Source organism: Pseudomonas sp. GW821-FHT01A09 (genome assembly GCF_058986725.1).
This window is the reverse complement of record NZ_JBYSWB010000002.1, coordinates 110233-136116: the sequence shown is the minus strand read 5'-3', so window position 1 is coordinate 136116 and position 25884 is coordinate 110233. Positions and strand designations below refer to the sequence as shown.

The following is a 25884-nucleotide window of genomic DNA, read 5'->3' as shown; positions in this document are numbered from 1 at the left end:
TCATTGGAATCAAAAGACTTGGGCAATGCGCAAGTTCAACTGGCTTTGGGTTTTGAAGCCGTTGTCGACACTGGTATCCCGGCCCCAGTTGAGAATCAGCTGCGTTTTGGTGGGGAGCATGTAAGCGGCGCCTACGGAGTATTTGCTTTCACCCGGGCGGCCTTGGCTGGCGCCGTCGACGAATTGCTCGCCGCCCCATTCCCGCGAGTACGAAGTGCGCAGGTCCAGGTTGGGTGTGAGGTTGTAGCGCAGGATCGTCTGGCCTTGGTACAACGTGTGTTGTGACAAGGTCGCGGCGGTGCCGCCATAGCGGTCATTGTCGCCGAAGTGAGTGCCGTCGAACGCCAGGTCCAGGGTCAGCTTGTCCATCAGGCGCTGGCTAAGGCCCAGTTGTAACGTGTATTTATGCCGGTTCTGGCCGATGTTCAGGGCGTCGTCCTTGTCATAGCTGCCCGTGGGCAACGTCACCATCGGCGTCACGCCAAAGTAGGTGCCGGAGGCCGCGTTATTGACCAACCACACGGTGTTGGCCAGGATCAGGTCGCCGACCCCGTTGCCAGTACCGAGGTCACTGCCGGCCTGCTTGCCGTCGACATGTCCAAAAGGCAGGAGAAATTGCGGGTCCATGGTGAACCCGCCGATTTCCATGAAGTGGATCATCCGCAAAATGCCGATATCCTGGGTCAGGTGGGTGCCGCCGCCTACGTTGTTACCGTGGGCGTAGGCGCTGTGGCTGTAGCCGTGCTGGTAGTAGAGCAGGGCCATGTTGCTGCCGGGAGGCAGCGGCGTGTAGTCGCCGCCGTCGATATCCAGGGCCATGCAGGTGGCCGGCAGCAGGGTAAACAGGCAAGCCAGCGTGCTGGCGCGAGCTTTGATTATCCGTGTCGCGTTCATCAGGGCGATGCTCCTGGGGCTCTATTCGTGAGCGGAATGAATCAACGCTTGAAGTAAGCCGCCACCAACATCTTCGCCGCGTGCAGAGCCAGCGCCTGTGTCGGCGCATTGGTGTTGCCACTGGTGATGTTGGGCATGATCGAGGCATCGATGACGTGCAGGTGGTCGACGCCATGGACGCGTAGCTGGGCATCCACCACGGCTTGCTCGTCGTAGCCCATGCGGCAAGTCCCCACCGGGTGCCACATGGTAGTGGCAACGCTTTTGACCCATTCGCCGATCTGTTCATCGGTTTGCACCTGCGGACCGGGTGACACTTCTTCGTCGATGACTGGCGCCAGCGATTCTTGTTTCATCACCTCGCGCATGGCCTTGACCGACTCTACGGCGACCTTGAGGTCGTATTCATGGCCAATGAAATTAGGGTGGATCAACGGCGTGGAGGTGGGATCGCTATCAGCCAGGCGGATGTGCCCACGGCTCTTGGGTTGTAGCACCACCAGTTCGAACGTGACCCCGGCGCGCGAGCCGGTGGGGCTCAGGCCGTCCTTGGAGATGATCGGCACGTGGTAGCACTGCACGGTAGGTTCAGCGCTGAAATCCAGTGGGTCCCAATAGGTGACCGTTTCGATGCCATTGCCCGCAGCGGGCCCGTCCTTGGTCAAGATGTAGCGGAGTCCGGCATTGACCGTGCCCAGGCCCTGCGCCGCTTTTTGATAACCGAGGTCGCCGGTGACATAGGCGCTCAACGGCACGATAGGGTGGTCATGCAGGTTTTCCCCCACGCCCGGCAGGTCAAACTTGACTTGGATGCCGAACTTCTCGAGCTGTTCGCGCGGGCCGATCCCGGAATGCATAAGGATCTTGGGACTGTGCACGGCGCCTGCACTGATCACCACTTGTTTGGCACGGATTTCACTGCGGCTGTTGCCCACCAGTGCCTCTACACCGACGGCGCGGTTCTGCTCGAACAGCACGCGCGTCACGGTGGTCTTGGTCAGTAAGGTGATGCGACCGCTGTCCAGGTGGCATCGCAGGTGAGCCTCCACCGCGCTGCAGCGGCGCTTGTTCTCGATGTTCGATTGCACCGGCGCCACGCCGATCTGGCTGGCGCCGTTGTAGTCCGGGTTATAAGGCAGGCCGTATTCCTGAAAAGCCTTGAGGCAGTACTGGTTGAGTTCGTTGATGCCGTTGGGCAGCTGCACCGCCAGGTTGCCGCGGATGCCATGGTGCTCGTTGTGAAAGGTATCGTTCTTCTCTTGCTCGATGAACGCCTTCCACATGTTTTGGTAAGACCAGCCGCCTTCTCCGCGCGCGGCTTGCTCCCAGGCATCGAAGTCACGCTTTTGCCCGCGTACGTAACACATGGCATTTACCGACGTACCACCACCCAGCACTTTGCCGGAACGAAATCGCCGCTCACTGCCGTGCTGTGGAATGGTGTTGTCTTTCCACACATGCTTGTCGTGGGCGAGGATATTGCCGAAGCCTGCCGGGATATGGATCAGCGGGTCGCTATCTTTGCCGCCTGCTTCGATGACCGCAATGCTGGCCTTGGTCTGCTCCGCCAGATAACCCGCGACCACGCAACCTGCCGCACCGCTACCAACGATAATTACGTCAAAGCTTTGAGTTGTCATGCTTGTACACCTTTGACAATGGCTGTTGATTCATTGAGAAAATGGTGCGGCAATCTGACGCAGGCTGCCATGTGACATGAGTCTTAGCTTAGAACGTATTAGTGTGCTTTATCGAAACACTAATCATGTATAGTGTTGCGAAAGTGAACAATTATCGTGTTTAGGGTTAGTTCAATGGATAGAAAGCCCGTATATGGTGCGATTTCAGATGGATACCGTACTCTTCTGCAGCAGGCGAAACGTGCCCTTCTAGAAGGCACCCCAGCAGTCGATGCCGCTATACCTGTCTTTTTATTGCAGTCCTGGCGGCGTAGCCACGTCGTTCACGGCATCGATCCCGCCGATCAATTACTGACCGCGCCCGACAGTCACTTGCATGTGATCGATGAACAGGACCGTTATCTTTCCGCGATCGCTGGTCAGGAGATCGATTCAATCTGGGATTCGTTCGGTGGCGCGAACTGGGTGGTGTATGTAACCAACGAGCAGAGCGTTATCGTCCGTGCGCGCCACGGGAGCAATCCGGCATCACGATCCTTTACGCTGCAGGTGGGCCGTCGGCTGCAGGAAGGTGACATCGGCACCACCGCACCCGCCTGTGCGTTACGGGAAGGGCGCTCCCTCACACTGGTGGGGGCTGAACACTTTCTGGACGAGTTCGCGCATTTGTTCTGCTGTGCGGTGCCGGTCTGGGGGCCGTGGGGAACGGTGGTCGGGGTCATCAATATCACCGGCAGCGAGGAGTTCAAATCCTCGCTGGTGGAGACCAAGCTGACCAGCGCGGCGGTCAAGGTCGAGAACCGGCTGTTCCTGGACGCTCACCGCGCCAATCAGGTGATACGGATTCACCACGATGCTGATTTCATCGACACCTATCAAGCTGGGCTGATGGCGATCAATGGCTATGGCGACATTCTTTCTGTGACGCGCAGTGCGGCCCAGATGCTCGATCATATCGACCCCTTCCGCCAGCGCTTTAACGTCACGGACCTGTTCGTGGATGAGTTGCTTATCGACGGTCAATGCCTGCAGTCAAGCCTCAAGAATGGCATCGTGTTCTATACCAAAGGGCATCTTGAGGGCGGCGTCACACCGGCGCATGCCATGCCGGTGACGCGCCATGCCAGCTCTCTGCGGGAGATGTCCGAGTTGCATATGTTGGAAACGCTGCGCAAGACCAACGGTAATGTCAGCCAGGCAGCCAAGCTGCTCGGACTGTCGCGTACCACCTTGTACCGAGTGTTGAACAAGCAGATGTCGCGCAAGCCGGATGATGCCTCACGACAGGATTCTATTTGATGGATTTGTTCAACAGCCTTCGGGTATTTGTAAAAGTTGTGGATGTCGGCAGCTTTACCGCCGCCGCGCATATTCTTGACCTGTCCACCGGCCAGGTATCGCGATTGGTCGCCGAACTTGAGACCCATGTAGAGGCTCGGCTGCTGCAGCGCACCACCCGCAAGATCGGCATCACCGAAGCAGGCGAAAGATTCCTGCCACGCGCCCGGCAAATCCTCGAAGAGATGCAGGCCGCGACCGATGAAGCCCGTGGCGCGCACCTCAAGCCCAGCGGCCGGCTCAGGGTGCACAGCATGAATGGCATCGGTGGCCTGCTGACACCTTTGATTGCCCGTTACTGCGAGAAGTATCCAGACGTGCACTTCGAACTGACGCTCTCGCAACGTCATCCCGATCATCTGGAAGACGGCCACGATGTGGTGATCTCCATCGCCGAGGCACTGCCAGATTCCCAATTCGTGGCGCAAAGTGTAGGGGAGATCTACAGCATCCCCTGCGCGTCGCCGGCCTACATCGCACGCAATGGCGTGCCGCAGGTTCCCGATGATCTTGCCAACCATCGCTGCTTGCGCATGGTCGATCCCATTCATGGTGATCAGTGGCTGTTTCGCAATGAGCGTGAAGAGCAGTCGGTCACCCCCGGCGTGACCTTTGAGTGCAATGTCGCCGAAGCGATGGTCAATGCCTGCGAGGCCGGCATGGGCATCAGTCTGCTGCCTTTCTACACGACTTCGCGGCCGTTGAAGGAGGGCAAACTGGTTAGGGTGCTGAGCCAGTATCGACTGCGTGAGCGGTCGGTCTATGCCGTTTACCCGTCCAGGCGGTTTCTGGATGCCAAGGTTCGCACTTGGATAGATTTCCTCAAGGTCGAATTGCCGAAAGTATTCGCCGAGCATGAACTGATCCTCAGCGATCCGCGCTACTTTGCCTGAACTGGTGTTGCCCTTCAGTTGCGCCATTGATGTGTTTTGCGCAATGCACTTTTGTATGAAACGGGGGTAGCCGGTGGCTTGCGGACGCTAAAATCCCCGACGGCTGTTTTCATTCAATCGCCTCTGCCGAGGCAACGCAATCAGAGGTGATTTTGAAGTTCCATGAGAGCGAAATCAGGTATGCCGTAGTATCCACGGTCTTGAAGATATTTCTGTGCTTGTTCGGCCTAGCTATGATTTGGCTGGATGTCGCAGTGTTCCGGACCCAGATCCTGGAGATCTCCTTTACTGAAATCACTCAAGAATTGTTGTTGTTCGCTTGCGCGCTGATATTCCTGCGCTGCTCGCGCGTTGCTGGGCAGAAAGGTTTTTCTGTGTTGGGCGCTGGTTTTTTTGGTTGCTTGCTGATGCGCGAGCTTGATGGATTGTTCGATCCCATCAGCCATAGCGCCTGGTGCGGGCCTTTCATGCTGGTGCTGTGGGTTAGCCTGAGAGGAGGGCTGGCGGCAAGCAATCGAGTCGATACGGTGAACGCGTTGGCGCGTTTTCTCAAAACACCGGCATGTGGCGCGATGGTCTCTGGTGGGCTGGTGCTGGTGTTCTCCCGTGTCTTTGGCATGGGCGATCTGTGGCATCTGATTCTACGCGATGGCTACGCGAGACTGGCCAAGACCATGGTCGAGGAAAGCCTTGAGCTGCTTGCCTACATGATCTGGTTTTCCGCCTGCGTGGATCATTGTTTAGGGTTGTATGCAGCAGCCAGATCACTGCGTGAATTACGCAGCACCGCGCAATATTCCGAAGCGGCGCTAGCGCAAGTTTATCGCCCTGCCGAGGTCGTCAGCTGGCCTCACGATACATCATCGCCACCGCAGCGCGTTCAACGAAGCCGCACGGCGAACTAATGCGTGCGCCAATCGCCTAATCGTTGCCTGAACTTTTCCTCTTACCCGCTAGCTATAGGATGATTTGTGTCTTTAAGCCTCTTCGAACATTACTTCACCACGCGAGGTCAACTGCTGACCACGGCAGCCATGGTCGCGGTTTTCATGGGCGGCGGTCCCGCGGTGGCGGCTACGCCGGTATTCGCCAACTGCGGCGCTGGCCAGATCGGCAAGCTGCTAGCTGATGAACCGGATGTGCAAGTACTCGCGGCCCGGGCTTACGCCAAAGATGCGCCGCTGTCAGCCGAGCTGGGCGACAAGAGCCCCAAAGCGCTCAACGACCTGTGCCTGGTTAAACTGCGGGTTGGCCCAGGCTCACCTGGCCCTGCCGGTGCGCCTTCGACCCAGGCCGGTATCGGCATCGAAATATGGTTGCCCACTGCTGCCAATTGGAACGGCCGCATCCATAACGTGGGCGGTGGCGGCTTCGTCGGCCTGCCGCAGATATCTGCGACGGATGGGATCGCTCCCGCCGTCAGCCGCGTCACCGCAGCGTCGCAAATCGCTGGTAGCGAGGGCGCGGTCAGTGCCATTACCGACACGGGTCACAAGGTCGACAACGCGGCCACGGCTTCCATGGATGGGTCGTTCCTGATGACCGCCACGGGGGCTATCAACACCACTCAATGGCAGGACTTCTCGGAACGGGGCATACACCAGACCGCGCTACTGACCAAGAAGCTGGCTGCGGGCTTCTACGGTCAGCCTGCCAAACATGCCTATTTCGAAGGCTGCTCGACGGGTGGCCGCCAGGCGCACAAGCATGCGCAGGCCTTCCCGAATGATTACGACGGCATCATCGCGGGCTCACCCGCTATCAACTGGACCCGTTTCATCAATGCCGACCTGTACCCTCAGGTCGTCATGCAGCAAGATCTGGGCGGCCCCATCAGCTCGGAGCAACTCAACCGAGTATCCGCCGCAGCCGTCAGCGCTTGTGACACCGGCTTGAACGGTCAGCACCTGGGGTACATCGCTGATCCTTCGGCTTGCCACTACAACCCGGCCAACGACAAAGCAGTGCTTTGCAAGGCCAGTGGTGGCAACGACGCCAGTGCGCAGTGCATCTCCACGGCCCAGGCCAATGCCATCAACAAGATCTGGTTTGGCCAGACCACCGACGGCAGCGTTCCCGACCCGCGACAGGACAACGGCGACCATGCGACATTGGCCGCCAACCATCTGTGGTTCGGCCCGGAGCGCGGATCCAGCCTTGCCGGGCTGGCAGGCTCGCGCAATGGCCAAGGCGCGCCGTTCCCGATCGCAGCCCATCAGGTCGCGCTCAACCTGCAGGATGGTACCGTGGCAACGCCGGATTTCGTCAATGCCGCGCAGCAGGGTGCCGATGGCTGGAAGAAGCTGAGCTACGCTGATCTCGCCAGGGCCTACGAGCAGGGAGTCGCTTTGCAGAACTCTTTTGCCCATATCAACACCGACAAGGTCGACCTCGAGGCCTTCCACGCCCGGGGTGCCAAGATCATGGTATTTCATGGCCTGGCAGATCCAGTGATTCCGGCTCAAGGTACTGAGCATTATTACGAGTCGGTGGTGAAAGCGGCCGGCGGGCAGAAACAAACGGATAGCTTCTACCGGTTCTACACCGTGCCGGGCATGGGCCATTGCGGTGGTGTGGGTTCGGTCGATGGTATTGCTGGCGTGAGCCCGAAAGCCGACCCGCCCCTGCCGCGCCCGCAGCAGCTTTACAGCCATCTGGTTAAGTGGGTCGAGCAGGGTACCGAACCTGACGGCATCACTATTGCCAACGCGGACGATACGGTCGAGCATCCGCTGTGCCAGTACCCGAAAAAGCTTCATTACGTAGGTGGAGCGAAGGACGCCGCCAACGCCTATGACTGCCGCTGAGGCCTAAAGTCGCTGAAGCGTAGTAAGCTGCAAGATAATGGCGCCCTCCATCGGGCGCCATTTTTATTGGGTTACTTGAACGTCTTTTGAACCGTCGACACCACCAGTGCGAGTGCTGCCACGCCTATCACTACCCAGAAGTACTCCATGCTGGCCACCAGGGTCGACTGCTGTTGCAGCGTCTGGGCCAGCACCGAAGTTGAGATCTGCCCGGCAGGTCCTACTCCCACTTGCGGGGTGAGGGCGTGCGTCAGGTGTTGGAGCTGCTCCTGGTAGCGAGGGTCATCCGGACTAAAGAACAGATTGAGATTGTTGTATTGGGTCGTGGTGCGCCATTGCAGAAACAGCGTGGCGAATGCAGTGCCCATGGCCATGGCAATCTGGCCGAGCATGCTCTTGATCTGGTACGCATGGGTGAACAGAGTGTCGTGATGGCTGACGTCGCGAAAGGTTTGCATCGCTGCGGTCGCCAGCACCAGCATCACGAAGCAGCCGTTGAGTATCAACGCGGGCAGGATATTGGACCACATGTTGGCTTCGGTCGTCAGCGCGCACAGCAGCCAACCAAACCCGATCAGTGCAGCGAAGCCAGTGACGAAAAACTTCTTTGGTGCTGGGAACTTGGGAATCACGACCGCCATGACCAGCCAGGTCAGTAACGCGCCGCCCAGACCGAATGCCTGAAACGTGCCGATGGTGTCCCACGAGTAACCCAAGCCCGATTGCAGGAAGTAGGGCAGGATATAGTTATTGCTGCCCAGCACGATATAGGTGAAACAGAACAACGCCACGCCTTGCAGATAGCGGGCTTGCATCAAATCACGGACCTTGAGGAAAGGTTGATGCTTCTGGTGTTCGGTGTGAAAGAAAATATACAACCCCAGCGCTGCCAGCAACGCGAACGCTGCGAGAATGAACGTCTCGTTGTAGAAGTCGTAGTAGGAGCGCTGGAGGATATACAGCAGAAAGAAGCTGCTGACTGCCAGTAACAACACGTTGGCGGGGCTGGAAGGGGTGCGCTCCTCGAGCGGCACTGGTGTATTGGACAGGAATCGGCTGCACAGTGCTCCAGCGCTCAACGCGCCCGCGATCAGAATCCAGAAGATCCCGTGCCAGGTGTCTTGGACCACCACCAGCGACGACAGAAACGGTGCAGACGCGGTGCCCACTGCCAAGCCGGTGGCAAATACCTTCACACCCATGAAGCGGCCAGGACCTGGCGGCAACCGGTTGACCAATACGCGGGCCGATGTCATGAACGACGCACCGCCCAGGGCCATGATTACCCGCCCGGCGGTAAAGGTGCTGAGGTCACTGCTGACACTGCACACAAAGGCCCCGAGCACATTTATGCTGATCGAGCCTAGCATGAAATTGCGCCAGCCCAGGCGTTCGGTCAGCCAGCGTTGCTTGGAGATCACCACTACCGCGATGCACGCATAGAGCGCAGCGACCAGGGTGAACTCCTCGGGGCTGGCATCGATCTCACCGCGGATCGGTGCCGAGGCAAAAGCGATCATGCCGGCTTGCAGATATTCCAGCGCCACCAGCACACCGATCGCCAGCAACAGCGTGGCATTTTTGCGCAACATGGTCGCCCCCTCAGTCGTTGCGGCTGACGGCAGCCGGCCCGCTACCTTCATTACCGGCAATCACTTGCTCGACTACGGCGTTGGCATCCTTCAGTTCGTTCTCGAAGATGTCGGTGCTGTAACTCGGCCGGCTCGGCGCCTTGTGGTTGAGCGCGCTGCCAGTACAGTCGGTAGTGTTGACCGACACCCGCATCGACAGGCCCAGGCGCAGCGGGTGGGCAGCTACCTCGCGCGGGTCCAAGGCGATCCGGACTGGCACCCGTTGTGTGACCTTGATCCAGTTGCCGGTAGCGTTCTGCGCGGGCATCAGCGAGAAGGCGCTGCCGGTACCAGCATCCATGCCGACCACGGTGCCGTGGAACAACAGGTCGCGGCTGTAGGCGTCGGCGCGCAACTCCACGGGCTGGCCGATACGCAGATGCTCGATCTGCGACTCCTTGAAGTTGGCGTTGACCCAGACCTGCTCGATTGGCACCACGGACATCAAGGCAACCCCCGGATTGATGCGTTGCCCTACCTGCACACTGCGCTTGGTGATCAACCCGGCCACGGGAGAGTAGATTTTCGTGCGATGCAGAGCGATGTAGGCGTCGCGCAGGTTGCTCGCGGCAACCAGCACGTCGGGATGGGTGCGCAGGGTGGTGCCATCGACCATCGCCAGGCGTACCGACAAGGCGTGGCGGGCGCCGTCCAGCCCAGCGGTGGCGTTCTTGAGAATATCCTCGGCATGGCTGATTTCTTCACGCGACACGGCACCGCTGGAGGCCAACTGGCTGCGGCGGCGAACATCGTCGCGGGCCTTGCCGACATCGTTGCGGCGCTGTTCGACTTCGGCTTCCAACTGCTGCACCTGATAGTACTGCGTGCGGGCCATGCGCACTGCGCGGGCCAGGTTGGATTTGCTGCGCTCGTACTGAATCTGGGCGTCGACGTCGTTCAATGTCACCAGCGGCGCATTGGCGTCGACCTGGTCGGTGTCGTCACCGCCAATGGCGATCACCGTGCCGCTGACCTGCGAAGTCACCTGGACCACGTTGCCGTTGACGTAGGCGTCATCGGTCGATACCGAGTCCAGTCCAAATGCGTACCAGGCGATTAGCGCGACGATCAATGCGGCAATGCCCAAAACCAGCAGTAGCCGGGGGCGTGAAGATGGAGTTGCGGTAGGTTCAGTCGTCATAGCGGTCATTTGTTTGCAAGTGATGGGGAGGCGTTGGCTGGCGTCGCGATTTCGGGGCGGTAGCCGCCGCCCAGCGCTCGGCTTAGATTGGCCTGCAGCGACAGGCCCCGAGATTGCAGATCGACCAACCGACGCCGTTCAGCCAAGGTTGCGTTTTGCGTGGCCAAGACTTGCAAGTAAGTGGCCAGGCCGGCGCCATAGCGCTGGTTGACCAGAGCCGAAGCGGCCTCGGCTGTGGCGACTGCCTGGCTTTGCTCGGCCAGGCGCTCCTTGAGCCAGCGCAGTGAAGCCAGTTGATCGGCAATATCGCGCAGTGCGTCGATCACCGTCTGGTTGTAGTTTTCTACCGCCAGGTCGTAGGCGGCGTCTTGCGCATCGAGATTGCCGCGCAGCCGCCCGCCTTCGAAAATCGGCAGGCTGATGGCCGGGGAAAAACCCAGAATGCGGCTGCTGCGATCGTTGAAGGTATCGAATGCCAGGCTTTGCAGGCCGATGAACGAAGTCAGGTTGACGTTGGGATAGAATCGCGCCTTGGCTACGTCTATTTCATGGCCGCTTGCCTCGACGCGCCAACGCTGGGCGACAACATCCGGGCGATGGCCGATCAGTTCGGCGGCGATATTCGTCGGTAACGCCAAGTTGTCGCTGGCTTGCAGCGTCGGCCGGGTGATGCTGCGACCGCGGTCAGGGCCCTTGCCGAGAAGGGATGCCAACTTGTTCTGATCAAGCTCGATGGACTCTTTCAGCGCCGCGATGGCCGCACGGCTCGCTGGCAGGGACGCTTGGGATTGCTTGATATCGATCTGGGTACCCAGCTCGGCGGTGAAACGCTGCTGTGTCAGCTGCTCGATCTGCTCTTGCTGGTGTAGCAGGGCCTGCGCCACATCAAGCTGTTGGTAGGTATTGTGCAAGCTGATATAGGCCTGCACGATCGACGCTGATAGCATCAGTGCGGCGGCGTGTTCGTCCACTTCCAGGGCGTGGCGTCGACCGACCGCCGCTTCGACAGCGGAGCGATTCTTGCCCCAGAAATCCAGCTCGTAGCCGACATTGAAGGTCGCCTGGTCGATGTTTTGCCAGGTGCCTTTGACCGGTGCCGGGGTGGTGCCGTTGGCACTGAAACGTTCACGGGCCGTGCTCATTTTCACGTCGGCGTCGGGTAGCAGCGAGGCGCCTTCGATAGCCTCGAACGCGCTGGCTTGATGCACACGGGCAGCCGCCGAGCGTAGCGTCGGGCTGTCGGCCAGGGCTTCGCGCACCAGCGTATCCAGCTGTGGGTCGCTGAAGCTGCGCCACCAGTCACTGGCAGGCCAGGCAGCGGGGGACAACGGCACGCTGCTATCGGCCAGAGTCTGCTGCGCAGCGTCCGGCTCAAGCATATGCGACTGGGTTTTCAGGCCGCTGTAGCCGCAGCCCCCAAGCAGTACCAGGGCCATGGCCAGCGACAACTGCGTGGCGCATTTACGCCTGGCAGGTCGTGATCCCGCACCTGGCGCCTCGAAAATGTTCATCGGCACAAAACCTCTGCAGCCAGCGGTAGAAAAAGGCGACCGCCTGGCTGTGATCGGTCGCTCACGATAAGTATTCAGGGTGACGTCAGTCAGGCTCGAGCATGGCGACCGCTGCATGGCGGGCCTGGGCGCAGGCATCAACGGTGGAAGGGCGGCGGAGCGTTGCAGGTTTTGCTACGACGTTGCTCGTGTCAATGGGCCTGAGGCTGGCGTGGCGGAGCGAGTACTGAAATGCTCGCCGGCACATCATCAAGCTATATTTTTACTGACCGCCCGCGCTTTGATCTATGCGATTTCACGCAATGAACTGTTTCGGATCAGGGGTATCGCGAGTCCTGGTCCATGACGGCTTCCCTCTGAAGCGCAACTACCTCGTTCGGATGCGTGGCGCCTTTGGTGACCGCAGCGACGGAGGGCATGGTAAAGATGCCTTCGTAGGGATGGACCAGTTTTAGCGGCGCGCCATCGCGGGCATTCTGAAATACCCCGTTGGTCAGCAGCGCAATCCTTTCAGTTCAGATCGCGCGCAGCACCCTGAGCGATGGGGTGGGCGATTGATCCTGGGTGTCAAAGGAGTAGGAGGGCCCGTCCATCGCTTTCGAAAGCTTCTTCAGCGCGTTATTGAGCGCCGACAGTTCGGCCACCGGAAAGCGAGTGGCAACATCCATGCAGCGTTCGTTGAGTCCCGCGCTGGCCTTTTGCAGCAGTAGCCGGCCGCCCGGGGTCAGGGTCAGGTACACCAGGCGCCTGTCCTGGCCAATTCGCTCGCGTGTAAGCAACGATTTACCTTCAAGTTGGTCCAGCACTCGTGTAATACCCGAAGTGGAGATGCTCAAGGCATGGGAGCAATGAGTGGGTATGCAGGCATCTCGGGAAGCGATGAGGTCCAACGTTTGAAACTGTATAACGCTGAGATCCCAGCGCAACAGCTCCAAGGCAATACGGCGATTGAGCGTATTGGTGGCTTTTTCCAGAAGCTGAAAGGCCTCAAGGTGCTGCGTGTTCATGTCACCGCCTGAAATCGAAGGATGATGGGGCACGTTCGGGCCTATGTAAGCAGGCTCGGCGCAAGGGCGCTTTCAGGATTATCGCTTGTATAAGAAGGGCGATCATTACCATTTCATACAACAGTGAGTTGTATGGCGCGAGTTGAGTTGGCAGGGGGCATGGAGTAGGGCGCAAGGACATGATTGGATACATTAGCAGTCACTACCAATGTATCCATACTTTAGCTGGCTGGCGGGGTGCTCTGTTTAAAAAAAGTTATAGGTGTAGTTGAAGATCAAGCGGGTCTGGTTGGCGTCCTGGACTTTACTGCCATTGCTGTTGAGAACTTCGCCGCGGTAGATGCCATGGCGCAGCGAAGTGCCCAGACCTTTGAACGGCCCTGACTGCACCACGTAATCGACGCGCAGGTCTGATTCTTGCTCGTGCTGATCACCGCCGTTGCCTGCGGCCCTGCGAATATCGTTACCGTACAGATAGGAAATCGAGGTTCGTAGGCCCGGCACACCCGCATGAGCGAAGTCGTAGCTGTACTGGCCAAAGCTGGTGTTTTCACCTGCACGGTTGAACCCATTGATCATGGAGTCAGTGAACAAGTAGAAGCTGGATCCGCCGGCGCCTTCCGCGTCCGCCAGGCTGCCCTGACCCAGGTACACCATGCCGCCGTTGTCGGATACTTGCTGATGGCCCAGCAGCAGCGAGTGACTACCCAAGGTATAGGTGAACATGGCCGACCAGGTGTTGTTGTCTACCTCGCCGGGATGGCTGGCGTAACCGCTATTGTTGTTGAACGAATAGCCAGCCGTATGGTTGGAATTCTTGCCATCGGAACGGTTGTTGAAATAACGCAAATCGGTCTTCAGCGACTGATCTTCGCCAATTGGCAGCACGTGCAGCAGCCCGAGGAAGTTCTGTTTGTAGTAGTCCTCGAGGTTGGCATAGTAGTACTGCAGCGTCAGATCCTTGGTCACTTTCCAGTCGCCACCGGCGAAGCGAAACTTGTTGCTCTCCTGAGTGCCGCCAGCGAGGGCCAGGCCGCTATAGTCGGTCGAGGCCCGGCCGCGCTGGTGCTCCAACTGGCCCGCCGTCAGGGTAAGGTCCTTGATTTCCTTGGAAGTGATGCTGCCCCCTTCGAAGACCTGCGGCAGCAGCCGCGCATCGTTGGCGACCAGAATCGGCAAATTCGGAGTCAAGGTGTTGCCGTACTTAACTTCTGTCTTGGAGAAGCGCAGTTTCCCGGTTGCGCCCACGGCGCCAAAGGAATCTTCAGAGGACCCATCGCTGTCGCTGGGGAAAAGTGTGTTGTTGGTGGGGTGATGGCCACGGCCACCGTCCAAGTGCCATGCCGACACACCCTGCACATCGAGCCCGAAGCCGATAGTGCCCTGGGTGAACCCGGAAATGAAATCGGCACGCAGCGCCGTGCCGGTTTCCTTCTGATCGGCGCCACCCTGATGTGGGTCATTGTCATAATACAAAGTGCGCGAACTGATAGAAGCTTTGCTATCTTCCACAAAGCCCGCGGCAACCGCCTGTTGAACTAATAAGCTTCCTGCAATGGCGACCGCCAAAGTTGAACTGCGCATGCTGACTCCCGGTGTATATGTTTCTGCTTGAAAACAACGCGAAGGGAGGTTAATGAAATTTTCACAGTTAGAGGAGGGGTTTTTATAGCGCAAGCAGACCGTTTTTTTATAGCGTCCATGCTAAAGAATATTTCAAATGGTTATTCGTCTATCAACGCGTGCTCCCGTGGAGCCGATGCCCTACCTTTTGCATAAGCTGACTGCAAGGCTGGGCGTCCCTTTAACCTCTCGCGCCAACGGGCAACAGCGGGATAACGGGTTATATCGATCCCTTGGCGCTTTGGCAGGATCCACGGGAACAGGGCAAAGTCTATCAGCGAAACTTCGTGGCCCAACACGTAGTCTTTTCCGGCCAACTGGCTATCAAGGGTGGCATAGACCCGATTCGCCTCGGTGTGGAAGCGCTCGATGACCCACTCGAATCGCTGTGGAGCTTTCTCTTGCAACATCTGCAATTTGCCCAGGGTGGGTGCGATATGTGCTGCCTGCCAGAATAGCCACTGGTTCAGTAAGTGACGACCTCGCGGCCCGCCTAGAAAGCGCTCGGTCTTTTCGGCCAGGTAGAGCATGATGGCGCCAGACTCGAACAGTGCCAGCGGTGCTTCTTCCAGCGCGGGGCGATGGTCGATGATGGCCGGAATGCGGCCGCTCGCACTGATGTCCTTGAACTGCGCAAGGTGCTGCTCACCTTCGCGAATATTGACCAGACGAGTTTGGTAGGGCAACCCGAGCTCTTCCAGCAGGATGCTGATCTTGAGGCCGTTGGTAGTGGGCCAGTAATACAGCTCGATATCAGAGCGGGCGTCAGTCATGGGAGCGTCGCCTGTGGATTCTTGCTCAGTAGTTCATGCATCTTGAGCACTGCGCTGGAGGGATACAGGCCGTCGTGCTTGCCGGTTTCGATCAGCCAGCCGCTGGCGTGCCATTGGCGCACGATGGCGTCGATTTTCGCGATGGTATCGTTCTGGCCCTTGCGTACCCAAATGACCGATGAAGCAGGCAGCAGGTCTGCGGTGGCGCCGATGTGGTAATCGCTCCAATCCGGTTTTTCCAGCAGTGCGTGCATGGTCGGGCTGATGTGTACGGCAGCATCACAGCCGCCGCCGCGCAATGCCAGCAGGGACTCGGCCTGACTGCGGAATGCCTTGAGCTCGACCTTGTACTGTTGGACCAGAGGTTCGTTGTAGCGCCCGCCCTGGGACGCGCAGACTTGCCTGCCCTGCAGGTCGGCCCAGTCTTTGATGCCGCTATCCTTGCGGGTCAGCAAGGCTCCGCCTATCTGTTCATAGGGGGTGGGTACATAGCCAAGGATCTCGGCGCGCTCGGGGGTGAAACCCATGTTAGCGATAAGGATGTCGACCTTGCCTTGCTGCAGGTACTGCACGCGATTGGGCGCGAGTACCGAGACAGCATCGAGGTCGACGTTGAGGCCTTTTGCAACGCCTTTGGCCAGGTCGACCGTATAGCCGATCGGTTGGCGAGTGGCGGGGTCGATGGTACCGAATGGCAGCCCGGTGAGCATCACTCCGACAGAGATTTTGTGTCTTGCCTGAATCTTGTCCAAGGTTTCGTCGGCGTGCACGGCAGCGCTCAGAATGGCGCTGGTGCAGAGTGCTGCGGTAAGCGTGCGGAGCACACTGGGCTTTTTCGAAGCTTTATGCATGGGGTTACCTATAGCCCATGGGGGCGTGTGAGGGCAAGGGCGCTACAATTTCAAAACAATGACAGGATGTAGCTGACGATCACCCGTTTGCGATCCTGATCGCGCTGGATGTCGAAATCTGAACGAAGGGCGGCAGGGCGGGGAAGTTCGTTTTCCGGTCTTTCAGGAAGCCCGTGGCACTGGCTTGTCGAGCGGCGATAGCCACCACTACAGCGGGGGGGCAATGGCGGTCCTGAACATAAAAAATCCTTCGCGGTTACTGATGAGTCATGACCTGATTGACCAGCTCGAATGGCTCGTGCGGTGCGGCGTCGCGCCTATGACCGTTCTCGGCAGAAGAGATTCTAGGAAGTTAGAACGCGGAAAGTACAGGCGAATGATGGCCTATCGTTATAACTAGCAGGCGAATAAAGGTAGTGCTATCGGCTATTAGCGATGTTTTATGGGGTTATAGCGCAGGCATTAGCCCTGTTGGCTCTTCAATTCATTGGGTTTCGTTATGTGTTTAATTGGCCAATTGATAGAACCCAGAAGCGGTCTATCGGTCATCGTCCCTGGAAAACGGACCGACGTTGTAAGTCTCCATGAGCTTTTTGCTGTAGGCAATCAGTCCCAGCGCCACGGCGAACAACACGAACCCCAGCGCTTCGCAATCACTGCTGATCAGGATAAAGCCCAGCAGCAGGCAAGCGGCGATCGCTATCGCGAATTTGGGTAATCCGGAACGAAAAGTGGTCGCTGCCACCATCAGTCCAGTGAGGGTAGGTAAAAGCATCATGAGGTTCATGGCGAAAGTCTCGAAGATGAGTTCGATGGGCCCGTTGGCACGTTGAAGGGGTGTGCATCGGCCAATGCCAATGCACACCGTGGGTCTGTCAGGCTGTCTCTCGCTCACGCGAATGCAATGCGGCCTTCGGCAAGGCCGCCAGGTGAGTCGCCTCTATGCCTGCCACTTGCTTGGCTGGCACCATGAAACCTTGATCATCACGTAGTGCATGAGCGATGTAGCTCACGATAGCCCCGACCACGCCAACGATCGCCAGCCACCAGATGTGCCAGATCATCGCAAAGCCGAACAGCGTCACGAAGGCGCTGATCACCAGCCCGGAAGCAGTGCTGTTAGGCATATGGATCGCCTTGTAGCGCTCGGGTTGGCGGTAAGCGGTGCCGGCTTTTTTCTGCGCCGAGAACGCATCGATGTCATCGACCACGGGGAGGGTGGCGAAGTTGTAGAAAGGCGCCGGTGACGAGGTCGACCACTCCAGGGTGTGGCCATTCCAAGGGTCGCCGCTCAGGTCGCGGTTTTTCTCGCGGTCGCGAATGCTCACGTACAGTTGGATGAACTGGCACGCCACGCCGATCAGGATCAGCACCGCTCCCAAGAAAGCCGCGTGCAGCCAAGGGGTCCAGAGCGGGTTGTCGGTGTGGTTCAAGCGGCGGGTCATGCCCATGAAACCCAGCGCGTACAGCGGCATGAATGCCAGGAAAAAGCCCGAGGTCCAGAACGCGACAACGGCTTTGCCCCATTTTTCGTTGAGGGTAAAACCGAACACTTTCGGGAACCAGAAGACGAAGCCGGCGAAGTAGCCGAACACTGCCCCGCCGATGATCACGTTATGGAAATGCGCTACCAGGAACAGGCTATTGTGCAGAACGAAGTCTGCACCCGGAATGGCTAGCAGCACCCCCGTCATGCCACCGATCGAGAAGGTCACCATAAAGCTCAGCGTCCACCACACCGGGGAGGTGAAACGTAATCGGCCACGGTAGATAGTGAACAGCCAGTTGAATAGCTTGACTCCGGTGGGGATCGAAATGGCCATAGTCGCCATGCCGAAGTAGGCGTTGACGTTGGCCCCCGAGCCCATGGTGAAGAAGTGGTGCAGCCAGACCATGAAGCCCAGCCCAGTGATCGCGCCGCTGGCGTAGATCATCGACTTGTGGCCGAAGAGTTTCTTGCCGGTGAACGTCGAGATCACCTCGGAGTACACCCCGAACGCCGGCAACACCAGGATGTAAACCTCCGGGTGGCCCCAGGCCCAGAACAAGTTGACGTACATCATCGGGTTGCCGCCGAGCTCATTGGTGAAGAAATGAAAGCCCAGGTACCGGTCAAGCGTGAGCATCACCAACGTGGCGGTGAGGATCGGGAACGAACTGACGATCAGGATGTTTGCCCAAGTGCAGGTCCAGGTGAAGATCGGCATTTGCATGAGCTTCATGCCCGGGGTGCGCATTTTCAGCACCGTGACAATGAAGTTGACGCCGGTCAGCGTAGTGCCGATACCCGATATCTGCAGCGCCCAGATGTAGTAATCCACCCCTACGCCGGGGCTATAGGCAACCTCCGATAGCGGCGGGTAAGCGACCCAGCCTGTCTTGGCGAACTCACCCAGGCCCAAGGACAAGTTGATCAGCACCACGGCAGAAACCAGCAGCCAGAAACTCAGCGAGTTCAGGAACGGAAAGGCCACATCACGAGCGCCAATCTGCAACGGCAAGACGATATTCATCAGCCCGGTGAAGAATGGCATGGCCATGAAAATGATCATGATCACGCCGTGGGCGGTGAAGATCTGATCGTAGTGCTCGGGCGGCAGGAAGCCCGTGGCGCCATCGGTGGCGGTGGCCAACTGCGCACGCATCATCAAGGCATCGGCGAAGCCACGCACCAGCATGATCATGGCGACCACGATGTACATCACACCGATCTTCTTGTGATCGACCGACGTCAACCACTGCGACCACAGGTAATTCCATTTGCGGTAATAGGTCAGGGCGGCGACGAGCCCCAGTCCCAATACGGCGACACAGGCGAGCGTTACCATGATGATCGGCTCATGGTAGGGCACGGCCGACAAACTCAGCTTTCCAAACATTTCGACTCCTGGGCAGGATTCAGTTGCCCCTCGCGGATGACGTGAAATGGCCTGAGCGTAGGCGAGGGGGAAGTACCGGCATGGGCCGGGCGCAATATGATGGGCGCTGGTAGCGTCCACGGGGAGCAGCAGATGGCAGTTAAAAAAGCGGAGCAGGCCAGCGCTGATATGGCTTTATTCGGCGTTTCTGAATCTGTTACCAGTGCAGGGCGAGGAGGACACTGCGACGCTTCTTAGAGGATGGGGCGCACTAACCATGCACAAGTTGAAACGCTATGAGCGATTTGCCGATGAGATCGAGCAACTGATCCGTACCGGTGTGCTGGCGCCCAACGAGAAAATACCTTCGGTGCGCCATGCCAGCAGCACTTATGGCGTCAGCCCGGCTACGGTTTTCCGCGCCTACTACCTGCTGGAGGATCGTGGCTTGATCCATGCTCGCCAGCGTTCAGGGTACTTCGTGCGCGAGCACGCCACCCGTAAACTGCAGGAGCCGGACGTCGGCCGGCACCACTTGCAGGCGACTCCAGTGGGCGTCAGCGAACTAGTGTTCTCAGTGCTCGAATCGATGAAAAATCCCGCTACCGTGCCTTTCGGGTCAGCGTTCCCCAGCCCCGATCTGTATCCCATGGCAAGGCTGGGGCGGTCCATGGCCCAGGTGATACGCAAACTATCCCCCAGTGAAATCATCGCTGACATGACCGCTGGCAACCCCGACCTGCGCCGTCAGATTGCTCTGCGTTACATGCTCAGCGGTGTGATGCTGCCGGCTGATGACCTGGTCGTGACCAACGGTGCCATGGAAGCCTTGAACCTGTGCCTGCAGACAGTGACCGAGCCCGGGGACCTGGTAGCAATCGAAGCGCCGGCGTTCTACGCGTCGCTGCAGATCCTCGAACGCCTCAAGCTCAAGGCCGTGGAAATTCCGGTGCACCCGCGCGAAGGGATCGACCTTGGGGTCCTGCGCCAGACGCTCGACAGCATGTCGATCAAGGCCTGCTGGTTCATGAGCAGCCTGCAGAACCCCTTGGGGGCCAGCTTGAGCCAGGATAAAAAGGTCGAGCTTTACGGGCTGTTGGCCGAGCATCAGGTGCCGCTGATAGAGGACGACGTCTATGCCGAGCTCTACTTCGGCAATGAGCCACCCAAACCCATGAAAAGCCTCGATGTGCACGGCTTGGTGATGCACTGCGGCTCGTTTTCCAAAAGCCTCGCGCCGGGCTACCGGGTGGGTTGGGTGGCCGGCGGGCGCTACGCGAAGAAGATCGCGCAGTTGCAATTGATGACCACCATCTCGCCTTCGGTTCCGGCGCAAGCGGCCATCGCCGATTATCTTCAGCATGGGGGCTATGACCGACACCTGCGCAAGTTGCGCCATGCCCTGGAAATCCAGCAAGAGGCCATGCTGGCGTCCGCCGCCAGGCACTTTCCGGCGGCCACCCGGGTCACCCGGCCCGCAGGTGGCTATTTCCTGTGGTTCGAGCTTCCCGGTGCGGTGGACTCGTTGCAGTTGTTCAAGCTGGCGTCGGCACAGGGAATCAGCCTGGCACCAGGGCCGATATTTTCCGCGACCCAAGGCTTCAATCAATGCGTGCGGCTCAATTACGGCTATCCATGGAGCCCTGCCAGTGAGCGGGCCATGGAGTTGCTGGGCAAGATCATCAGGTCGTTGCAAGGCGACTGATCGCCGCACCGGTGCGGCGTTTGGGTGAATCTGATCCGTTTTTTTATCAAGCATGTGAATCTGTGATGCGGATCAGCATCAGAGGATAGTGGCTTCATCGAATCTGCTCCGTCACAGAGGGCAGGCGCTGATGAGGCCTTGAGGATGTATCAATACGATGACTACGACCGCGCCTTGGTGGTCGAGCGTGTGGCGCAGTTTCGCGATCAGGTGGAACGCTTTAAGGCAGGCGAGCTGAGCGAGGAGGAGTTCTTGCCGCTGCGGCTGCAAAATGGCCTGTATCTGCAAAAACATGCCTACATGCTGCGCGTGGCTATCCCTTACGGGACCTTGAGTGCTCGTCAGCTGCGCACCTTGGCACACATCGCCCGCCAGTACGATCGCGGCTACGGCCACTTCACCACGCGGCAGAACCTTCAGTACAACTGGATCGAACTCGACCAGGTCCCGGATATCCTGGCGTGCCTCGCTGAAGTGGACATGCATGCGATACAGACCTCCGGCAATTGCGTGCGCAATATCACTACCGAAGCGTTCGCCGGAGTCGCGGCGGATGAGATCATCGACCCTCGACCGCTGGCGGAAATCCTGCGCCAGTGGTCGACCATCAACCCGGAATTTCTGTTTCTGCCACGCAAGTTCAAGATCGCCATCTGTTCTGCCGAGCAGGATCGTGCGGCCATCATGATGCATGACATCGGGCTGTATCTGTACCTCGACGCCGCGGGTGAAAAGCGTCTGAGGGTGATGGTCGGGGGTGGTCTTGGGCGCACGCCGATCCTGTCGCAGCAGATCCGCGAAGACCTGCCCTGGCAGCATTTGCTGTCTTACGTCGAGGCTGTGCTGCGGGTCTACAACCGCCATGGTCGGCGCGACAACAAGTACAAGGCGCGGATCAAGATCCTCGTCAAGGCGCTGGGCATTCAGGCATTCGCCGCAGAGGTCGAGCAGGAGTGGCTGCATCTGAAGGACGGCCCGGCACAGCTGACCGAAGCCGAGTATCAACGCGTCGCCGATGCTTTCCTGATGCCGCGCTACGAAGCGGCAGTAGAAGACCCTCTGGTTTTCGACAGTCAGCGCATGGCGTGCGCAGCCTTCGCCCGCTGGATATCCAGCAATACGATGGCGCACAAAGTGCCTGGCTATGCCAGCGTGATCCTGTCGACCAAACCAGGCGCCGAAACCCCGCCCGGCGACTTGACCGCCGAGCAAATGGACGCGGTTGCCGATTGGTCCGAGGCCTTTGGCTTTGGCGAGGTCCGTATCGCCCATGAGCAAAACCTGATTTTGCCCGATGTGCGCAAATCCGCTCTGCTGGCGTTATGGACGCTGGCTTGCGAGCAAGGCCTGGGCATCGCCAACGCCAGTTTGCTGACCGATATCATCGCCTGCCCCGGCGGCGACTTCTGTGCGTTGGCCAACGCCCGTTCGTTACCCATCACGGCGGCGATACAAGCCCGATTTACCGACCTCGATTTCCTCCATGATCTGGGTGATTTCAGCCTGAATATCTCGGGCTGCATGAACGCTTGCGGGCACCACCATATCGGCAATATCGGCATTCTGGGCGTCGATAAGAACGGCCAGGAGTGGTACCAGGTCACCCTCGGCGGCGCACAGGGCAAAACCGCGGCGTTGGGTAAGGTCATTGGTCCTTCATTCAGCGCCGAGCAGGTGCCCCAAGTGATCGAGCACATCGTCGAAACCTTTGTCGACTACCGGTGCCAAGGGGAGCGGTTCATCGACACCTTCAAGCGTATCGGCATCGAGCCCTTCAAGTCGCGCGTTTACCATACGCAAGCGGGGGCAGGGGCATGAAAAACGTACTCAAGCTCAGTGACGGCAATGCGCAGTTAGTTGCGCACGACCATTGGACTCTGGTGCGCGACAGCGATGGGATCCTCCCGGCTGGGCCATTGATTTTGCCGTTGGTTCGCTGGCGACAACATCAGGCGGGCGAGCAGCGAATGAGTCTGCATGGGGTATGGCTGGGCCCGGATGATGATGTTGAAAGCCTCGAGCTTTGGCGTGGTGTCGTGCCCTTGATCGCTTTGGACTTCCCTAGCTTTCGGGATGGCAGAGGCTACAGTCAGGCATATCTGCTGCGCACGCGCTTGGGTTGGCAGGGGGAGTTGCGTGCAATCGGAGATGTACTGCGTGATCAATTGAGTCACATGCGTCAATGCGGCTTTACCAGTTTTGCCGTGCGCGAGGACAAGTGCGCGACGGATGCGCTCAAGGGATTGAGCGGGATGAGCGTAATTTATGGCCGCTCAGCTATCGAGCCTCGGCCTTTGTTCCGCCGTCGTTGAATTCCTTTCACTAATCGAGGATTGCCCATGCTGAGCTTTTCGGCACTTGAGCTGGCCCGAATGCAATTTGCGTTCACTGTGTCCTTTCATATCATTTTTCCGGCGATCACCATTGGCCTGGCGAGTTTCCTGGCGGTACTCGAAGGCTTGTGGCTAAAGACGCAAGATGACACCTATCGCGATCTCTACCACTTCTGGTCGAAGATCTTTGCCGTGAACTTCGGCATGGGGGTGGTCTCCGGCCTGGTCATGGCTTATGAGTTCGGTACCAACTGGAGCGGCTTTTCGCAGTTTGCGGGCTCGATCACCGGGCCGTTGCTGACATATGAGGTGCTCACGGCGTTCTTCCTGGAAGCAGGCTTTTTGGGCGTCATGTTGTTCGGCTGGAACCGGGTCGGGCGGGGGCTGCATTTCTTCTCTTCCTGCATGGTGGCCCTGGGCACGATTTTTTCGACTTTCTGGATTCTCGCCTCCAACAGCTGGATGCAGACGCCACAGGGCTACGAGATCGTCAACGGCCAGGTGGTTCCGACCGACTGGCTGGCAGTGATCTTCAATCCTTCATTTCCTTATCGCCTGATGCACATGGCCACAGCGGCGTTCGTGGCCACGGCATTCTTCGTCGGTGCTTCGGCAGCCTGGCACCTGCTCAAGGGGCGTGATAACCCGGCCATACGGCGCATGCTGTCGATGGCCATGTGGATGGCGCTGATCGTTGCGCCGATCCAGGCCGTCATCGGTGACATGCACGGGCTCAATACCCTCAAGCATCAACCGGCGAAGATCGCCGCGATCGAAGGGCACTGGGAAAACACCGACGACAAACCGACCCCGCTGATCCTCTTCGGCCTGCCGGACATGCAAGCAGAAAAGACGCGCTTTGCCGTTGAAGTTCCGTATCTGGGCAGCCTGATTCTGACCCACAGCCTCGACAAGCAGATCCCCGCGCTGAAGTCATTCAATCCTGAAGACCGTCCCAATTCGACCATCATCTTCTGGTCGTTCCGGGTCATGGCCGGGCTAGGCATGGCGATGATTTTCGTAGGCTTGTGGAGTCTGTGGCTGCGCAAGCGCGGGACGCTGTTCCAGTGCCGGCCATTCTTGTATCTGGCGCTGTTCATGGGGCCGTCCGGATTGATCGCCTTGCTGGCCGGGTGGATCACCACTGAGGTCGGGCGCCAGCCCTGGGTGGTCTATGGGGTGATGCGTACTGCCGATGCCGCTTCGAGCCATAGCGTAGGGCAACTGTCTCTGACGCTGGTGATGTTCGTACTGGTTTACTTCGCGCTGTTCGGTACCGGCATCGGCTACATGATGCGCATGGTGCGCAAGGGTCCACAGCCCCACGTCGAGCATGCTTTGCATGGTGGCCCAGGCCAGGCGCGTACGCCCGCACGGCCACTTTCCGCCGCAGATCAGGAGAACATCTGATGGGAATCAATCTGCCGCTTATCTGGGCAATCATCATCATCTTCGGGGTGATGATGTACGTGATCATGGACGGCTTCGACCTGGGCATTGGGATTCTCTTTCCCCTGGTGCCGGGCGAAAAAGACCGGGACGTGATGATGAATACCGTGGCACCCGTGTGGGACGGCAACGAGACCTGGCTGGTGCTCGGGGGCGCAGCGTTGTTCGGGGCGTTTCCGCTGGCCTATGGAGTGGTGCTATCGGCCTTGTACTTGCCGCTCGTGCTGATGCTGGTGGGCTTGATCTTCCGTGGCGTGGCCTTCGAGTTCCGCTTCAAGGCGAGCCCCGAGAAGCAGCATATCTGGGACAAGTCTTTTATCGGCGGCTCGGTCGTAGCCACGTTTTTTCAGGGTGTGGCCTTGGGTGCGTTCATCGATGGCTTTACGGTCGCTAATCGTACCTACGCTGGCGGTCCCCTGGATTGGCTGACGCCGTTCAGCCTGTTCTGTGGCCTTGGGTTGGTTGCAGCCTATGCGCTGCTCGGTTGCACATGGCTGATCATGAAGACTGAAGGGTCGTTGCAAGCGCAGATGCACCGCCTGGCCAAGCCACTGGTACTGGCCCTGCTGGCGGTGATAGTGGTCGTCAGCGTGTGGACGCCCTTGGCCCATGGCGATATCGCCGCGCGCTGGTTCAGCTTGCCCGGCATGCTGTGGTTCCTGCCAGTGCCCCTGCTGGTCGCAGCGGTAGTATTCCTGCTGCTGCGGGCGGTGGCTGGCAAAGCGCATTACGCGCCGTTCCTGCTGACTCTGGCGCTGGTATTCCTGGGCTATAGCGGGCTGGGGATCAGCCTATGGCCGAACATCGTTCCGCCGGGTATCTCGATTTACGATGCCGCCTCGCCGCCACAGAGCCAAGGCTTCATGCTGGTAGGGGGCTTGTTCATTTTGCCATTCATCCTCGGGTATACGTTTTGGAGCTACTACGTTTTCCGCGGCAAGGTGCGTGCGGAGGATGGCTACCACTAGATGAGGCGGGCGCCCCATTGTAGAAGTTTCCCCGGGGGGCGGATCTGGATAATGACAACGGCTTCCAACTGAACGGTTCCGGCACTGCCGGCACCTTGGTACCGGTCGAATCGGTATGGGAGCCGAAGTTACTCCCGCCTGGGAATGCTTAAACCCAGGCGGGGAAGTCGAACAGGCACCCTCAAGGTCGTCCAAGTCATGTCGCCGCCACGCTACCGGCCGTCGTTTATGACCATTTCAAAAATTACCGCTTAGCGGCTACCCCGCAGCCGCATCTCTAAAAACGACCTGTCGCTTTTCTAATAACGACAGGTCGTTTTCTTCTATATCTTCATAACTATATGAAAAGCTAATAATTTATTTAGAAAAAAAGTGTTTTTGCGGCGTTTTTCAATGTATTTATGATGAATACACAGCGTTGACCACTATGTGTACGCGTGCCAATCTGACCCTATTGACCCG

At 58.7% G+C, this 25884-nt stretch carries 20 protein-coding genes; 9 read left to right on the top strand and 11 right to left on the bottom strand.

The genetic code is table 11. The features are described from left to right. Positions 1 to 9 precede the first annotated feature (9 nt). Positions 10 to 894 (bottom strand): transporter, encoded by an 885-nt coding sequence (locus AC3WJP_RS02885; RefSeq protein ID WP_493719724.1) that lies wholly within the window; start codon positions 892 to 894, stop codon positions 10 to 12. Positions 895 to 935: 41 nt separating this feature from the next. Beyond that, entirely contained in the window at positions 936 to 2534 is a 1599-nt protein-coding gene (locus tag AC3WJP_RS02880) for a GMC family oxidoreductase (RefSeq protein ID WP_493719723.1), read from the bottom strand. Between the two features lie 174 nt (positions 2535 to 2708). Between AC3WJP_RS02880 and AC3WJP_RS02875 the strand changes: the two genes are divergently transcribed. The 4 genes from AC3WJP_RS02875 (at position 2709) to AC3WJP_RS02860 (ending at position 7572) form a co-directional block, all read left to right on the top strand. Then, on the top strand, positions 2709 to 3833 hold the full coding sequence (locus AC3WJP_RS02875) for a helix-turn-helix domain-containing protein (protein ID WP_493719722.1): 1125 nt from the start codon (positions 2709 to 2711) through the stop codon (positions 3831 to 3833). Beyond that, the gene (locus tag AC3WJP_RS02870; RefSeq protein WP_493719721.1) at positions 3833 to 4765 is read left to right on the top strand and encodes a LysR family transcriptional regulator; all 933 of its coding nucleotides are present in this window, start codon (positions 3833 to 3835) and stop codon (positions 4763 to 4765) included. Before AC3WJP_RS02875 ends, AC3WJP_RS02870 begins: the two co-directional genes overlap by 1 nt. A gap of 254 nt (positions 4766 to 5019) precedes the next feature. Beyond that, complete coding sequence (locus tag AC3WJP_RS02865) at positions 5020 to 5670, top strand: hypothetical protein (protein ID WP_493719720.1); 651 nt, start codon at positions 5020 to 5022, stop codon at positions 5668 to 5670. Between the two features lie 66 nt (positions 5671 to 5736). Next, complete coding sequence (locus AC3WJP_RS02860; protein WP_493719719.1) at positions 5737 to 7572, top strand: tannase/feruloyl esterase family alpha/beta hydrolase; 1836 nt, start codon at positions 5737 to 5739, stop codon at positions 7570 to 7572. Between the two features lie 71 nt (positions 7573 to 7643). Here the strand turns inward: AC3WJP_RS02860 and AC3WJP_RS02855 are convergent, their stop codons facing one another. From AC3WJP_RS02855 to cyoB, 9 genes are all read right to left on the bottom strand, one after another. Further along, the gene (locus tag AC3WJP_RS02855) at positions 7644 to 9164 is read right to left on the bottom strand and encodes an MFS transporter (RefSeq protein WP_493719718.1); all 1521 of its coding nucleotides are present in this window, start codon (positions 9162 to 9164) and stop codon (positions 7644 to 7646) included. Positions 9165 to 9174: 10 nt separating this feature from the next. Next, positions 9175 to 10353, bottom strand: coding sequence for an HlyD family secretion protein (locus AC3WJP_RS02850; protein ID WP_493719717.1), 1179 nt, complete (start codon positions 10351 to 10353; stop codon positions 9175 to 9177). Next, a complete protein-coding gene (locus AC3WJP_RS02845) occupies positions 10350 to 11855 on the bottom strand; it encodes an efflux transporter outer membrane subunit (RefSeq protein ID WP_493719716.1) in 1506 nt (501 codons plus the stop codon). Before AC3WJP_RS02845 ends, AC3WJP_RS02850 begins: the two co-directional genes overlap by 4 nt. 515 nt (positions 11856 to 12370) lie before the next feature. Beyond that, positions 12371 to 12862: a MarR family winged helix-turn-helix transcriptional regulator gene (locus AC3WJP_RS02840; RefSeq protein WP_493719715.1), complete on the bottom strand. Its 492-nt coding sequence runs from the start codon at positions 12860 to 12862 to the stop codon at positions 12371 to 12373. Positions 12863 to 13108: 246 nt separating this feature from the next. After that, a complete protein-coding gene (locus AC3WJP_RS02835; protein ID WP_493719998.1) occupies positions 13109 to 14446 on the bottom strand; it encodes an OprD family outer membrane porin in 1338 nt (445 codons plus the stop codon). 140 nt (positions 14447 to 14586) lie between these two features. Further along, complete coding sequence (locus tag AC3WJP_RS02830; protein WP_493719714.1) at positions 14587 to 15258, bottom strand: glutathione S-transferase family protein; 672 nt, start codon at positions 15256 to 15258, stop codon at positions 14587 to 14589. Next, entirely contained in the window at positions 15255 to 16109 is an 855-nt protein-coding gene (locus tag AC3WJP_RS02825; protein ID WP_493719713.1) for a transporter substrate-binding domain-containing protein, read from the bottom strand. Before AC3WJP_RS02825 ends, AC3WJP_RS02830 begins: the two co-directional genes overlap by 4 nt. Positions 16110 to 16647: 538 nt before the next feature. Beyond that, entirely contained in the window at positions 16648 to 16896 is a 249-nt protein-coding gene (locus tag AC3WJP_RS02820) for a hypothetical protein (protein ID WP_493719712.1), read from the bottom strand. Positions 16897 to 16984: 88 nt separating this feature from the next. Continuing rightward, positions 16985 to 18988, bottom strand: a complete 2004-nt coding sequence (gene cyoB / locus AC3WJP_RS02815) for a cytochrome o ubiquinol oxidase subunit I (protein ID WP_493719711.1) — start codon at positions 18986 to 18988, stop codon at positions 16985 to 16987. A gap of 265 nt (positions 18989 to 19253) precedes the next feature. Between cyoB and mapR the strand changes: the two genes are divergently transcribed. The 5 genes from mapR (at position 19254) to cydB (ending at position 25422) form a co-directional block, all read left to right on the top strand. Then, on the top strand, positions 19254 to 20672 hold the full coding sequence (gene mapR / locus AC3WJP_RS02810) for a GntR family transcriptional regulator MpaR (RefSeq protein ID WP_493719997.1): 1419 nt from the start codon (positions 19254 to 19256) through the stop codon (positions 20670 to 20672). A gap of 144 nt (positions 20673 to 20816) precedes the next feature. Then, positions 20817 to 22490 (top strand): nitrite/sulfite reductase, encoded by a 1674-nt coding sequence (locus AC3WJP_RS02805; protein WP_493719710.1) that lies wholly within the window; start codon positions 20817 to 20819, stop codon positions 22488 to 22490. After that, on the top strand, positions 22487 to 22984 hold the full coding sequence (locus AC3WJP_RS02800; protein ID WP_493719709.1) for a DUF934 domain-containing protein: 498 nt from the start codon (positions 22487 to 22489) through the stop codon (positions 22982 to 22984). The genes AC3WJP_RS02805 and AC3WJP_RS02800 overlap by 4 nt, the downstream gene beginning before the upstream one ends. Positions 22985 to 23011: 27 nt before the next feature. Next, on the top strand, positions 23012 to 24415 hold the full coding sequence (locus AC3WJP_RS02795) for a cytochrome ubiquinol oxidase subunit I (RefSeq protein WP_493719708.1): 1404 nt from the start codon (positions 23012 to 23014) through the stop codon (positions 24413 to 24415). Beyond that, a complete protein-coding gene (cydB, locus tag AC3WJP_RS02790) occupies positions 24415 to 25422 on the top strand; it encodes a cytochrome d ubiquinol oxidase subunit II (protein ID WP_493719707.1) in 1008 nt (335 codons plus the stop codon). Before AC3WJP_RS02795 ends, cydB begins: the two co-directional genes overlap by 1 nt. Positions 25423 to 25884 lie beyond the last annotated feature (462 nt).